The sequence below is a fragment of the Pseudomonas tehranensis genome, assembly GCF_014268615.1.
GTDB classification, from domain to species: domain Bacteria; phylum Pseudomonadota; class Gammaproteobacteria; order Pseudomonadales; family Pseudomonadaceae; genus Aquipseudomonas; species Aquipseudomonas tehranensis.
On sequence record NZ_JABWQV010000031.1, the window covers coordinates 21,751 to 34,390 of the forward strand.

At 60.7% G+C, this 12,640-nt stretch carries 15 protein-coding genes; 2 read left to right on the plus strand and 13 right to left on the minus strand.

Annotation, left to right across the window (positions count from 1 at the left end):
• Positions 1–128: 128 nt before the first annotated feature.
• The 4 genes from HU811_RS08550 to HU811_RS08565 form a co-directional block, all read right to left on the minus strand.
• A complete protein-coding gene (locus HU811_RS08550) occupies positions 129–296 on the minus strand; it encodes a putative antibiotic biosynthesis monooxygenase (protein ID WP_225248409.1) in 168 nt (55 codons plus the stop codon).
• Positions 297–516: 220 nt separating this feature from the next.
• Positions 517–1,203, minus strand: coding sequence for a hydrolase (locus HU811_RS08555; RefSeq protein ID WP_092453099.1), 687 nt, complete (start codon positions 1,201–1,203; stop codon positions 517–519).
• A gap of 253 nt (positions 1,204–1,456) precedes the next feature.
• The gene (locus HU811_RS08560; protein WP_186655285.1) at positions 1,457–2,161 is read right to left on the minus strand and encodes a glutamine amidotransferase; all 705 of its coding nucleotides are present in this window, start codon (positions 2,159–2,161) and stop codon (positions 1,457–1,459) included.
• Positions 2,158–3,186 (minus strand): homoserine dehydrogenase, encoded by a 1,029-nt coding sequence (locus HU811_RS08565; protein WP_186655286.1) that lies wholly within the window; start codon positions 3,184–3,186, stop codon positions 2,158–2,160. Before HU811_RS08565 ends, HU811_RS08560 begins: the two co-directional genes overlap by 4 nt.
• Before the next feature lie 110 nt (positions 3,187–3,296).
• Between HU811_RS08565 and HU811_RS08570 the strand changes: the two genes are divergently transcribed.
• Positions 3,297–3,611: a hypothetical protein gene (locus tag HU811_RS08570; protein ID WP_186655304.1), complete on the plus strand. Its 315-nt coding sequence runs from the start codon at positions 3,297–3,299 to the stop codon at positions 3,609–3,611.
• On the opposite strand, the gene HU811_RS08575 is transcribed toward HU811_RS08570, so the two are convergent.
• From HU811_RS08575 to HU811_RS08595, 5 genes are all read right to left on the minus strand, one after another.
• On the minus strand, positions 3,588–4,205 hold the full coding sequence (locus tag HU811_RS08575) for a hypothetical protein (protein WP_186655287.1): 618 nt from the start codon (positions 4,203–4,205) through the stop codon (positions 3,588–3,590). The two genes, HU811_RS08570 and HU811_RS08575, sit on opposite strands and share 24 nt — an antisense overlap.
• Entirely contained in the window at positions 4,202–4,774 is a 573-nt protein-coding gene (locus HU811_RS08580; protein WP_092403267.1) for an RNA polymerase sigma factor, read from the minus strand. Before HU811_RS08580 ends, HU811_RS08575 begins: the two co-directional genes overlap by 4 nt.
• Positions 4,775–4,943: 169 nt before the next feature.
• Positions 4,944–6,605 (minus strand): vWA domain-containing protein, encoded by a 1,662-nt coding sequence (locus HU811_RS08585; protein WP_186655288.1) that lies wholly within the window; start codon positions 6,603–6,605, stop codon positions 4,944–4,946.
• A 99-nt stretch (positions 6,606–6,704) separates the two neighbouring features.
• Positions 6,705–7,286: a hypothetical protein gene (locus HU811_RS08590; RefSeq protein WP_186655289.1), complete on the minus strand. Its 582-nt coding sequence runs from the start codon at positions 7,284–7,286 to the stop codon at positions 6,705–6,707.
• A gap of 165 nt (positions 7,287–7,451) precedes the next feature.
• The gene (locus HU811_RS08595) at positions 7,452–8,453 is read right to left on the minus strand and encodes a zinc-dependent alcohol dehydrogenase family protein (RefSeq protein ID WP_186655290.1); all 1,002 of its coding nucleotides are present in this window, start codon (positions 8,451–8,453) and stop codon (positions 7,452–7,454) included.
• Between the two features lie 107 nt (positions 8,454–8,560).
• Between HU811_RS08595 and HU811_RS08600 the strand changes: the two genes are divergently transcribed.
• Positions 8,561–9,439, plus strand: coding sequence for a LysR family transcriptional regulator (locus tag HU811_RS08600; protein ID WP_186655292.1), 879 nt, complete (start codon positions 8,561–8,563; stop codon positions 9,437–9,439).
• Positions 9,440–9,447: 8 nt separating this feature from the next.
• On the opposite strand, the gene HU811_RS08605 is transcribed toward HU811_RS08600, so the two are convergent.
• From HU811_RS08605 to HU811_RS08620, 4 genes are all read right to left on the minus strand, one after another.
• Positions 9,448–10,179: a hypothetical protein gene (locus HU811_RS08605; RefSeq protein ID WP_186655294.1), complete on the minus strand. Its 732-nt coding sequence runs from the start codon at positions 10,177–10,179 to the stop codon at positions 9,448–9,450.
• A gap of 69 nt (positions 10,180–10,248) precedes the next feature.
• Positions 10,249–11,562 carry an MFS transporter gene (locus HU811_RS08610; protein ID WP_186655296.1) on the minus strand — a complete coding sequence of 438 codons (1,314 nt, stop codon included), beginning with the start codon at positions 11,560–11,562 and terminating at the stop codon, positions 10,249–10,251.
• A 39-nt stretch (positions 11,563–11,601) separates the two neighbouring features.
• Positions 11,602–11,775, minus strand: a complete 174-nt coding sequence (locus HU811_RS08615) for a hypothetical protein (RefSeq protein WP_186655299.1) — start codon at positions 11,773–11,775, stop codon at positions 11,602–11,604.
• 134 nt (positions 11,776–11,909) lie between these two features.
• A complete protein-coding gene (locus HU811_RS08620; RefSeq protein WP_186655301.1) occupies positions 11,910–12,470 on the minus strand; it encodes a YbhB/YbcL family Raf kinase inhibitor-like protein in 561 nt (186 codons plus the stop codon).
• Positions 12,471–12,640: the final 170 nt, after the last annotated feature.

A 12,640-nucleotide genomic window follows, 5' to 3' on the forward strand; every position in this document is an offset into this window, starting at 1 on the left:
GTTGGCGAAAGAGGTGCCGGCGGAGCCGGCAAAAGGCAGGGCAGACCAGAGTGCTCCCGCTGCCCCGAGAACTGAGCTGGTAGCGAGAAACTGGCGACGGCTTTTGTCTGACGGATCCTCACTCATAATCATTCCTCGCGACGTTGTGGGTTGAGCCAGGCAGCTAACCACCGGGTCATCATTGGCATGAACAAATAAACCACCAGCAGCACGATACTCAGCGTGTCCACCACCGCACTGACGGGATAACTGGCTAACCAGGTAATGCCGCGTACGGCAGGAACCTGGGTGACCACGTTGCGGGTTATGTTTGCGCAAGACTCGGGGCGGAAATTGTATGAATGTGTGGTTTTGGGACGGCACTGCTGCTGTGTGAGCGAGGGATCAAGCAGGGTTTAGCAGGGGGCTAATGGCAGTACTGCGCTGCGCAAAAAACGGCGTATACCCAGGGTGTACCCGCTACCGGAGTCCATTGATTTGCAGTCGGGCCGACCTGCTGGGTCGACCCGGCAGAAGTCAGATCTTCGCCGCGACAGGCTCCAGCGTCGGTCCGTGTGTGACGCGCTCTGGCGCCTTGTGCACCATGGTGTAGGCGTAGTCGACGCCCATTCCATATGCGCCAGAATGCTCTTTGACCAATGTCATGACGGCGTCGTAGGTGTCGCGGTTCTTCCAGTCACGCTGCCACTCCAGCAGCACCTGTTGCCAGGTAACCGGGACAACGCCAGCCTGAATCATGCGTTGCATGGAGTAATCATGTGCAGCTTGGCTGGTGCCACCCGAGGCGTCGGCCACCATATAAATTTCATAGCCGGCATCATGCATCGCTGACAGCGCGAAGGTGGTATTGCAGACTTCGGTCCACAAGCCCGAGACGATAACTTTGTTACGGCCATTTTTTTTCAGCGCATCGCGTACTTTCTGGTCGTCCCAGGAGTTCATCGAGGTACGCTCAAGGATCGGTGCTTCAGGGAAAACAGCCAGTAATTCCGGATAGGTATGGCCCGAAAAGCTCTCTGTTTCGACCGTGGTGATGATGGTTGGAATCGAGAAAATCTTTGCGGCCTTGGCCAGACCCACGGTGTTGTTCTTCAATGTCTGCCGATCAATGCTTTGTACACCAAATGCCATTTGCGGCTGTTGATCGATGAAAATCACTTGGCAATTGCTGGGTGTCAGCACTTCGAGTTTTGGATTGGTCATTTCGATCACCTGATGTGTGTTCGCGCGTGAATGCTGATGATCGCCATGGCTTAAGCACAGGGCTGCAAGCATGGCGACGTCTAGAGAGAGGCCCGTTTTGAGTAGGCCCTCAGTCCCTCAATCCTTCTGAAAGGCATCGCTACTATCTCCAGAGTGGTCGCCTGAAAATTGGACAGGGTTACGGTTCTGGAACATTTATGCGGTCAATGGATTGCTTTTGGCAGGGATGGTCAGCATTCACGTGCGTCGGCCACTATTGATCTATGCCCGCCAACCATTGGTCCAGCAAGATGGCCCCGGCTTTCTCGAGATCATTTGCATAGCGCTTTGCATCGCGACGCAAGGCGACGGGGTCGATGCCTGACGTGGCCAGCTCACTGGCATGCCCCAGTAACCAATGCTCGAATCGTGCGCCGCTGACTTCAGGATGAAACTGCAGACCGAGAACGTTTGGCCCGCGGGAGAACGCCTGAGTGCGACAGAGCGGGGTGGACGCAAGCAGGCTACAACCTTGCGGCAGGTCGAAGGTGTCACCATGCCAGTGCAGAACGGGCACGTTGCGCAGCGCGGCGAGGGGCTGATGTTCAAGGGCCGGCGTCAGGTCTAGGGCCGACCAGCCGATCTCCTTGGCCGGCCCAGGATAGACGCGCGCCCCGAGAGCTGCCGCCATCAACTGCGCACCGAGGCAGATACCGAGCGTCGGTCGGTCAGCCGCCAGACGTGCTCGCAATAGCTCTAGCTCGTCGCTGAGGAGCGGATAGCTGGCGTGATCGTAGACGCCAATCGGGCCGCCAAGGACCACCAGAAGCTCTGCATCAAGCGGGTCGAGCAGGCCGAGGTCGCGCTCTGCCGCTTCGACGTACTCGATGGTGTAGCCGGCTTTGCGCAGCGGCGCCTCAAAGCTGCCAAGGTCTTCGAAACCGACATGGCGGATGGCTTGCAAGGTACGCAGGGTCATGATGAGCATTCCGAAACAGAGAAGGACCGCGCGGCCCTGGCCATGAGAATGTGTTCAAGGTCCTTCAGGGCGGCCGCTGCGGTGGCGATCGGCTCCACACCGCAGCCGATCGCCAGCGTCTCACCCATCGCGTCGCTGCTGATACGGATCGCCTTGTTCTTCCCGCTTACGAGGGCGAACGGGTCGGACAGCGGATAGGTCTTGATGCCGACGCTGGCGCGGATCGCACCGTCGGCGCGGGTGAGGCTGCCGACCAGCTTGGGCACGAGCCCCTTCGCGCGCCAGGCCTCGATGCGCTCTACCGTGACCGACTGAATGCCTTCGACCACCAGGTCGTCCATCGTCAGGTCGGCACCAAGACCGAAGTTGGCCAGCAGCAGAAGTTTGCAGGCGGTATCCCAGCCTTGCGTGTCGTTGCGCGGGTCAGCTTCGGCGAAGCCTCCTGCCTGCGCTTCACGCAACGCCGCATCGAAGCCAAGGCCCTGCGTGCTCATGGCGTCAAGCAGGTAGTTGGTGGTGGCGTTGAGGATGCCCTCGATGGCGAGCACCTTGCAGCCGGCCAAGCTATGGTCGAGCAGGTCGAGTGTCGGCAGGGCGGCGGCCGCCGCCCCACTGAGTTTGAGCATTGCCCCCGAGGCCTGCGCGAGTTCGCGCAATTGTCGCCCGCTGTGGACCAGGGCGCCCTTCGATATCACGATGCAGTCCTGGCCGGCCGCCAGCGCCGTAAGAAGGTAAGCAAGACCCGGCTCGCCACTGCGAAAATCGCTCGGCCCGGCCTCGATAAGAACATCTGCGCCGCTCGCCATCACGAAATCCGGTCCTGACAGACCAGCCTGCAGGGCATCCAACTGGTTCGCTTGCAGGCCGTTCGCGTCAGCCAGGCCTGCACGTGATCCGCACACCGCCACCAGGCGAACGTCCACGCCGTAAACCTGGCGATAGCGCTCGCGCCGGGACAGCAGCAGGTCGGCTGTGGCACGTCCCACGCCGCCGAAACCAGCGATGGCAACCTTGAGTGTTTGCATGAGTTCGCTCCTTTCGCGCCTACCTGGCAAACAGATTGTTGATGAAGTGGCGGTCCGCCACGCCATGCCCATCTACCGCGTTCGCCGGTACGGCGCTGGCTCATTGGTGAGTGGATTATCGTATCCAGCAACAAGATTCAGAAAAAACTATATGTTCTGATCATGAGCAAAAGAAAAATTTATCAATTGTCATGATCACGGAACTTCGTACCCTGATCGCTATGGCACGCCATGGCACATTCAGCGCCGCAGGTGATCGGGTCCACTCGACTGCCGTGGCGGGTGTTATCGAATGCTTGCAGGGCGCAGGTGTGGTTAAGGCGGTTGTGAATCGCCCCCGATTTTCCAGACACCGTCCAGGCGAGTGGTCAGACATCAAAGGGGCGAATCTGGTTTTTTACTCAACGCTTTTGCAACACCTCTAACCGCGCCGGCAAATCCTCCTCGGGAAAGCGCTTATGCAGCGCAAGCAGCTTCTCATCAGCCGCCTTGGTATCTCCGGTCTGACGCAAGCGCAGGATTTCCAGCAGTTCCTGCTCCAGCGACGGCAGTGCAACGGGCGCGCTTTTGCTCATTTTCGCCGCGGGCTTATCCGCAAGGACCTGGTCAGTGCTTGCCTGGGCTCGGGCCCTTTCACCCTGGGGCGCCATCCGGGCTATCGGCGCGGGAGCGGGCATGGCGGGCGGCGGTGCAGCGGCGACGGCAGGCTCCTGGCGATTGGCGGAAAACTCCATCGGGGCTGGCGCGGACAAATCGCCTTGGGGCACTGGCGAGCGCAGCACCAGACCGATCATCAACGCGACACCGGCGAGCGTGGCGAATGCCATCTGCCAGCGTGGCCGTTGGCAGGCCTGCAGCCAGCGTTTCCACAAGCTCGGCGCGGGCGTCGGGGCTTCGCGACGGGCGGCGGCCAGGATGAAGGCGTCCAGAGACGCGGGCGGCTCGCCGCTGGCGTGTTGGCGAAAATGCTCGAGGAGCATTTCCTCGTCGGAATCCGGGGTCTGTTTGGAATCAATCATGCGGGTACCTCCTCGGCCAGCAGTCGATGCAGTTTCTGCTGGGCGTAACGCAAGCGGCTTTTGACCGTTTCCAGCGGGGCGCCGGTCAGGGCGGCGATCTGCGGCAGCTCCAGGTCGCCGTGCAGGCGCAGCAGGAAGACTTCCCGCTGGTCTTCGGGCAAGGCTTGCAACGCGGCGTCCAGGCGGGCCTGATCGCGACTCAGACTCAACTGCTGTTCGGGGTTGCTGGTGTCGTCGGGTTGGACATGAACCTGTTCGTCGTAACTGTCGTGCAGCGGGTTGCGGACACCGTGTTTGCGCCAGTGATCGATCAAGCGGTTGCGGGCAATCTGAAACAACCAGGTACGAAAACTCGCCCGCCCTTGTGGCTGGGTAGTGCTGCGGATCAGGCTGAGCCAGGTGTCCTGAAAGATTTCCTCGGCCAGTTCAGTTTTATTGCTCAAGGACACGAGAAAACGGTAAAGCCCTTGACGATGGCGGGCGTACAGGGCTTCGAAACAAGCCCCGTCGCCATCGCGGTAGCGGGCCAGCAGCGATTCGTCGCTGGGGCAATCAAGCGGCGCGGGCATGTGGGTGGCGAACTCCTTTGCGGTCAACACAGTTCTGGCAGCCGACAAGAGAATACTGTGGGAACGAGCCTGCTCGCGATGGCGGCGGATCAATCAATGATGATGGTGATCGTTCCACCGCTATCGCGAGCAGGCTCGCTCCCACATTTGATCCTCGTCGAGGTCAGGATCAGCGTTCAAGACTCTGCGCAAGCTCCACCAACTGGACAAATTCGGCGCGCAGCCCAAACGGATCATCACCCCGGGCGGAACGGGCCAATTGCACGGTGTCCTTCAAGCTCATGGTCCCAGTGTAGCGGCCATCCTCCTTGAGCTGTTGGGCGAAGGCGGCCACAGCGGCCGAGAAGCGCAAGTCATCGCTGGCCTTGTCATTTTTTTGCGTGCTGCCAATAGGATGCTCGATCAAACGGCTACTCCCGCCTTCAACGGGCTTATAGCGCACGCGCAGCATCGCCAACTCCCCTGTCTTGCCGTCCAGCTTGGGTGGGCTCGCATACCGCAACGGTTCCAACCAGCCCTGCTCGCCTTTTGGAACAATTTCATACAAGGCGGTCACCGTGTGCCCCGCACCGATTTCGCCCGCATCCACCTTGTCGTTGTTGAAATCCTCACGCTTGAGCGCGCGATTCTCATAACCCAACAGCCGATACTCACTGACCTGGGCGGGGTTGAATTCCACCTGCAGTTTCACATCCCGCGCCACTACTGCCAGAGTTGAACTGAGCTGGTCCACCAAGACCTTGCGCGCTTCAAGCAAGTTGTCGATGTAGGCGTAGTTGCCGTCACCGGCGTCGGCCAGTTGCTCCATCAGGTGTTCATTGTAGTTATCCACACCGAAGCCCAGCGTGGTCAGGGATACGCCGCTTTTACGCCGGTCCACCGCCATTTGCTTGAGGCTGTCGAAGTCACTGATACCCACGTTGAAGTCGCCATCGGTGGCCAGCAGGATGCGATTGATGCCTTTGTCGATAAAGCTTTCCTGAGCCATCTGATAGGCCAGCTCGATACCCGACGCACCGGCGGTGGAACCGCCGGCGTCCAACTGATCGATGGCGTTGCGGATCTTGACCTTGTCGCGGCCCGAGGTCGGTTTGAGCACCACCCGGGATTCGCCGGCGTACACCACCAGAGACACCCGATCCTGCTCGCGCAATTGATCCACCAGCAGTTTCAGGGTGCTTTTGACCAACGGCAGGCCTTCGCGCCGGTCCATGGAACCGGAAACGTCCACCAGAAATACCAGGTTGGCCGGCGCCAGATCCGCCACGGCGCGATCGCTCGCCTTGATGCCAATGCGCAACAGGCGGGTGTGAGGGTTCCAGGGCGACGGGGCCACTTCAGTGGTCACGCCGAAGGGAGAACCGTCGGTGGGCAAGGCATAGTCGTAAGGGAAATAGTTGACCATTTCCTCCAGTCGCACAGCGCCTTCGGGCGGCAGGCTACCTTGATTGAGCAAACGTCGCACATTGGCGTAGCTGCCGGTATCGACATCGACGCTGAAGGTCGATACCGGCGTTTGGGCAACGCTATGAATGGGGTTGTCCGGCAGTTTTTCATACTGCTCGCGGGGCTCGGCGCGGTAATCCCCTGCGATAGCATCGCTGCGCACCCTTGGCGAAGGCATCGAAGCCGGGGCGGCCATGCGCTTGACCAGAGGCTCGTGCACGTAAGCGACTTCGCTTTGCTGCACCGGGGCCGGGGACGCAGACGGCGGTTCGGCCGGCTTGGCAGCCTCCCGGGACGAAGACAACCCACAACCGGCCAATGCCACCAGCAAGGTCACGGCAAAGCCCTGGGCAGCAGGACGTAGGTATGAAGGAGGACGGGACATGGGCTGAACCTCGTGAATGAATGATCCGTTCACAGGGTCAGACGCAAGGCACTCGTGGTTCGGGTTAACGACCACGAGATTTTTTATACGCGGGCAGGACTAGCGGGACGGGATGGCCCGCAGGTCGTCGGCAATAAAGCTGCTCAAGTGGCCGGTGTAAAAGCCTTCGACAGCGGAGTTACCTCTGTTGGTCAGAGCACCCATCATGCTTCTCATGTTCTGAAATTGCCCGACCGCGCCGCCCGGCATCAGCCCCTCGCGAGCCTGAGCAAAGTGCAATACCTCGGCACCGGCCTTCTTCACCTTGACCTGATAGCTGAAATCGACACTGGCGAGGAACGTGCCATCGGCAACGATCTTGCTCATGAAGCCACCTTGGGTGTCTTGAATACGTCGCGCGTAGACGCTGTTGACGTCCAGCAGATAATCGGCGGCTTCCTTGCTGGAGGCATAGCGATTGTCCTCGAGCAGGCGGCCGATCAGGTCGGTGTGCAATTGCTCACGGACCTTTTCATCAGGCAAAAAGCGATCGTTCTTGCCTACGACTTCAACGTCGAAGGTGTCGATCCAGAAGGTGGCGGTTTTGGGGATCGTTACCGGAGTGGCGGAAATGTAGTAATCGGGTTTGGAGGCACAACCCGCCATAAGGCAGAGGGCCAGGAATAGGGCAAAAATTCGCATGTCTGAATTCGTCCTTGAAAGGTAGCGGCATAGTGGCAGCAGCATTCTACGGCGTTTGGAGGGGTTCTCAAGTTTTGGCGGCAGCGGATGGCGACAAAACCCCGGCCGTTACAGACCGGGGCGATTTTATGGGGGCGGCTTGCGGATAACAGTTACAGACCAGCGTTACTCCCCCGCCATCTCTACCACCGTCTTCCCTTGCCCACGCGCCTGGGCTACTTGCGCAAACGCCTCATTCACGTCTCCCAGGCCAAACCGATGCGGGTCTACCTTGATCCGCAGCACCCCGGCCTCAACCAAAGCCGCTGCCTCGCGCAATATCTGCCCATGATGCTCGCGCCCCTTGCCGGTCAGCAGCGGCATTAAGGTAAACACCCCGGAGTAACTCGCCCCCTTGAACGACAACGGTGCCAGGCTGTGTTGTCCCCAGCCGAGACAGCTGAGTACGTGGCCGGTATAGGTTTTCACTGCGTTGAAGGACGCATCCAACGTCGAGCCGCCGACGGTGTCGTAGACGATGTCGAAACCTTCGCCATCGGTGTACAGGCCCACATAACTGTCAGTGTCTTGCGCCCGGTAGTCGATAGGGGTCGCGCCCAGTTCCCGGATGAAATCCAGGCTGGTGGCCGAGCCGGTGGCATAGACCTCGGCGCCGCGGGCCTTGGCAATTTGCACGGCCATTTGACCGACGCCGCCCGCGCCGCCGTGGATCAGCACTTGTTGGCCGGCCCGAACATTGGCCCGGTCTACCAACCCTTCCCAGGCGGTGATGAAGACCAATGGCAAGGCTGCCGCTTCGCGCATGCTCAATGAACCGGGCTTGAGCGCAATCAGGTGAGCATCGACGGCAATGTATTCGGCCAGCGCACCCTGGGCGCCGCCGATCCCGCCGGCCATGCCGAACACGTCATCGCCGGGGGCGAAATCGTGCACGCCCTCTCCCAGCTCAACGACTGTTCCGGCCAAATCGATGCCCAGTACGGCGGGCAGCGGCTGGCGGGCATGAGCGCCACCACCTGCCGCGATCTTGGTATCCAGAGGATTGATCCCTGCGGCGTGAACCTTGATCAATACCTGTCCATTGCCGGGAACAGGCCGGGGGATGTGGCGAACGACCAGCGGAGCCTGAGCGGTTTGGGCAATGACGGCGAACATGGTGTTGTTCATGACAGTAAACCTCCAATGAGTGGGTGAGTACATGTTGCGGCCGTCGACGCATTCCGATAAGTAAGCAACTATGGATAGGATTTATTCCAACCAGAGGCCAAATCCCGATGGATCTATTCGACGCGATGCAGGTGTTCGTGCGAGTGGTAGAGCGCGGTTCGTTCTCGGCGGTCGCCCGGGAGCTGAACCTGGGTCAACCAGCGGTCAGCAAGCAGATCCGCGCACTGGAACAACACCTTGGCGGTGCGTTGTTTGCCCGCAGCACTCGCCATCTTGCGCTGACCGACCAAGGACAGCGTTTCTATAGCCACAGCAAGGAAATACTCGCCAGCCTCGACACGGCACGGCTCAGCTTCACCCGTGGCCAGGAGCAGATCGCCGGTCCTTTGCGTGTGGCCGCACCGGTGAGTTTCGGGCGGCTGTGCATTGCGCCCTTGATCGGGGAGTTTTTGGCGCGCCATCCACAGGTCCAAATCGACCTGAAACTGAACGACCAAAATGAAGATGTGCTGAAAGAAAACATCGACGTCGCCATTCGTATCGGCGTGGTGAAAAACGAAGGGCTGGTCGCGGTTTCCCTCGGCGCTAGTCCGCGCCGGGTGTACGCCGCTCCCGCCTACCTGCAACAACACGGCACACCGCTGGAGCCGGCGGATCTTGCCCGCCACAATTGCTTGGGCTTCACGCTGCTGGAGCACTACGACGTTTGGCGTTTCGACCAGCAGGACAAGCAGCACCGCGTGATGATCAGGGGCAATGTCACCAGCAACAGCAGCGAGGCAATCCGCGAGATGGTTCTTAGCGGGCTGGGCATTTCGCTTTCACCGCAGTGGTTATTCGCCGCGGATGTTCGCCAGGGAACCGTGTCCAGCCTGCTGGATGCTTATCAACCCGTAGCGCTGCCCATCAGCGCCGTGTTCAGCCAAGACCGACGCCGCTCGGCAAGAACTCGCGCCTTTGTGGATTTTCTGCGCGAGCGCCTTTGAGCTGCCGGTCAGGCGTAACGAACCTGACTGATATCAATCGCCACCAGCAACTCCCCCTCCACCGCCTGATCATCGGCATCGCGCCGATATGCTCGCCGCTTGCTGGGCACGAGCAGCCCATCGGCCTTGATGTAGTCCTCCACATACTGGGCCGCCGGCAGGCCACCGCTCACGTCCACGGTGTAATCATGCCGACGCAGCAGATAGTCGTCGCCAAAGTAGAAGTCCTGGACCGGGCAGTGAGTGGCGAGGGTGTCCGGGAAGCTCACCCGCAAGCGGCGCCAGACCTGTCCGCCTTCCTTCCAGGGTTCCAGTTCCTGGGTGGTGACGCCCGGAAAAGTAAACAGGAACGGCATGGTCAGGTAGGACCAGAGCGCATAGCCATTGAAGTAGGCACGATGAAGCGGATCCCAGGGAGTGGTTGGCTCGTGCTTGAAGAACGAAGCCCTGGGGTCGGAACGCTCAGCGATCACTTTGCCCTCGGTGGTTTCGATGGCGATGCGATCCGGCGTGAACGCGGTGCGCTGGTTCAGTGCACCGAACGGCATGACCGAGGCGCGCTGCTCATGCAGCCAGACGGTCATCTGCCGTGGAGCATTGTCTTGCGTTAACCCCTTCATGGCCCACAACGAGCCGCCGGTCACAAGAGTGACCTGGACAGTGTTGAAAGTGTTCCAGCGCTCGAGACCGCCGTGGGCAATCAGGACTTGTTCCAGCAGGTCGTGCTTGTGCGCCTTCATGATGGCCGTCCTCCTCGAGTTGGAAACGGGGTCATTCATGAGTGTAGTCGTGCACCTGGGGCAGAGTCCTTACGATCCACAGGCCAACGAGGGCTGCGCGGTCTTCGAGTGCCGGGCGGGAAAATACGCCGCCGCGCCCACACCCACCGCGCCCATCACCACGCAATACCCCACGCACACCCATGGGCTCCACGGCACCAGTGCGATCAGCACCAACGGCGTCACGCTGGCCCACAAGGCATAGGCAATGTTGTAGGTAAACGAGATGCCGGATACGCGGATTTTCGGCGGAAACAGGCTGACCATCACCGATGGCACCGCGCCAACCACGCCGCAACCCAGGCCCGCCACAGCGTAGGCCAGGCCCAGCCAGGCGCCGCCGCTGATCAGGCTGGCGTAGAGCACGGCGATGCCCATCGGCAACAGCAGGCTGTAGAGCATGACAGTGCGCCAGGCACCGATGCGGTCGACGATGAGGCCGGCCAGGACGCAGCCGATGTTCAGAAAGACGATGCCCAGGCTGCTCAGGGCGAACGTGTGACTGGGGGTCATGCCGAAGCTTTTTTGCATCACGGTCGGGGTGATGACCACAAACACCACCACGGCGGACGTCAGTACGCAGGTGAGGATGGCGGCGGGCAACAAGGCCTGGCGATGGTCCCGCAGCACAGTGCGTAGCGGCAGTTCCGTCGCGCCTTCGCGCTTGGCTTGCAGGGCCATGAAGATCGGCGTTTCGCTCAGCCAGCGGCGCAGCCAGACGCCGATTACACCGAAGACCCCACCCAGCAGGAACGGCAAGCGCCAGGCGTAATCGAGAATTTCTGCTGCAGTGAATATCTGCGCCAGCGCCGTGGCGGTCAGAGCGCCCAGCAAGTAGCCGAAGGTCAGACCGGCCTGGAGGAAACCCAGCGCGTAGCCGCGATGCTGCAGCGGTGCATGTTCGGCCACGAACACCCAGGCGCTCGGCACTTCGCCGCCCACCGCCGCGCCTTGCAGGATGCGCAGCGCCAGCAGCAACAACGGGGCGAAATAGCCGATTTGCGCGTAAGTCGGCATCACGCCGATGAGCAGGCAGGGCAAGGCCATCATCAGGATGCTCAGGCTGAACACCCGCTTGCGCCCCAGGCGATCGGCGAAGTGCGCCATGAGGATGCCGCCCAGGGGCCGTGCCAGGTAGCCAGTGGCGAAAATCCCGAAGCTTTGCAGCAAGCGCAGCCACTCGGGCATTTCCGGGGGAAAGAACAGCTGGCTGAGGGTCAGGGCGAAGAAGACAAAAATGATGAAGTCGTAGATTTCCAGCGCACCACCCAGGGCGGCGAGGCCCAGGGTTTTGTAGTCGGATCGGCTGAATCGGGCGTCTGGCAGATGAGTGGTGGCAGTCATGGGCAGATTTAAACAAGAAAAGTTTTTGAGAAGGACGGTTCAGGCGTCTTGGCCGTCGTCCATGGGCTGTGCCGGTAGTTGGTCTGGCTCAGCGTCTTCGGCCTCTTCAGCAGGCAGGAAATCCTTGCGGCTCTGGGCGATGGCCCGGCGTATTTCGTCGCCTTTGGTGGGGCAGTTCTTGAGGCGGGCGATGCCGTCGGGTTTCTGCGTCATCGCCATCCTCCGGTATGAATGAACAGGGGCTCGATAGTGCTCGCTTTTGGCGCGTGATGCCAATTTTGTGGTTGGAGGTTGCTGCGCAACCCAGCGGGAGCAAGCTCCCTGGCCACAGGAATCTGTTGCTTGGGTTAGCGGTGGTAGCGACGCACTACACTGCTGTTGCGCAAGACGTGACCGTTGATTCTTTCCATCAATTGAGGGCGTGTGAGGCCGGCTGGCAGGGCGTGCGGGGGCAGGTCGAGGGCGTATATCTGGATCAGGTAATGATGAGCGCTGTCGCCGATGGGCGGACAAGGGCCAATGTAGCCGCGGGTGTTTTTACTGTTGGTGCCGCTTATGCCTTCAAGGGTGGACTGGGTGCCCATACCCGTCGGGATCTGCCGCGTGCTGGCCTTGATGCCGTAATGAACCCAGTGGTCGACGCCCTGGCCTTTCTGGCCGTCCGGGTCGTGCATGACAATGGCGTAGCTAAGGGTGCCAGGCGGGCCCGCTGTCCAGCTCAAGGCCGGGGAAATGTTCTTGCCGCCGCAGTTGTTGGCGTCACTGGCGGCGGCCGCGGTGAACAGCCTGTTATCCGACACACCTGGAATGCTGAGGGTGAAACGTTCCTGAGCCTGGGCCGCCCCTTGTGCGCACAGCACCAGGGCGAGGGCCGCCAGCCAGGGAGTCAGGGAAGTCGATCGAGTCATACCGGGCACCTTATGCAGATCAGGCCATGGACGGCCTGCGAACTATAGCCGCAGCGCCTGCCGGGTTTCAGTGACAATTACGATGAACTTCGAATCCGTCACATTTGATCTGCGTTGACCGTGATTAGCAACACCCCCCGTCCCCCTGTGGGAGCGAGCCTGCTCGCGAT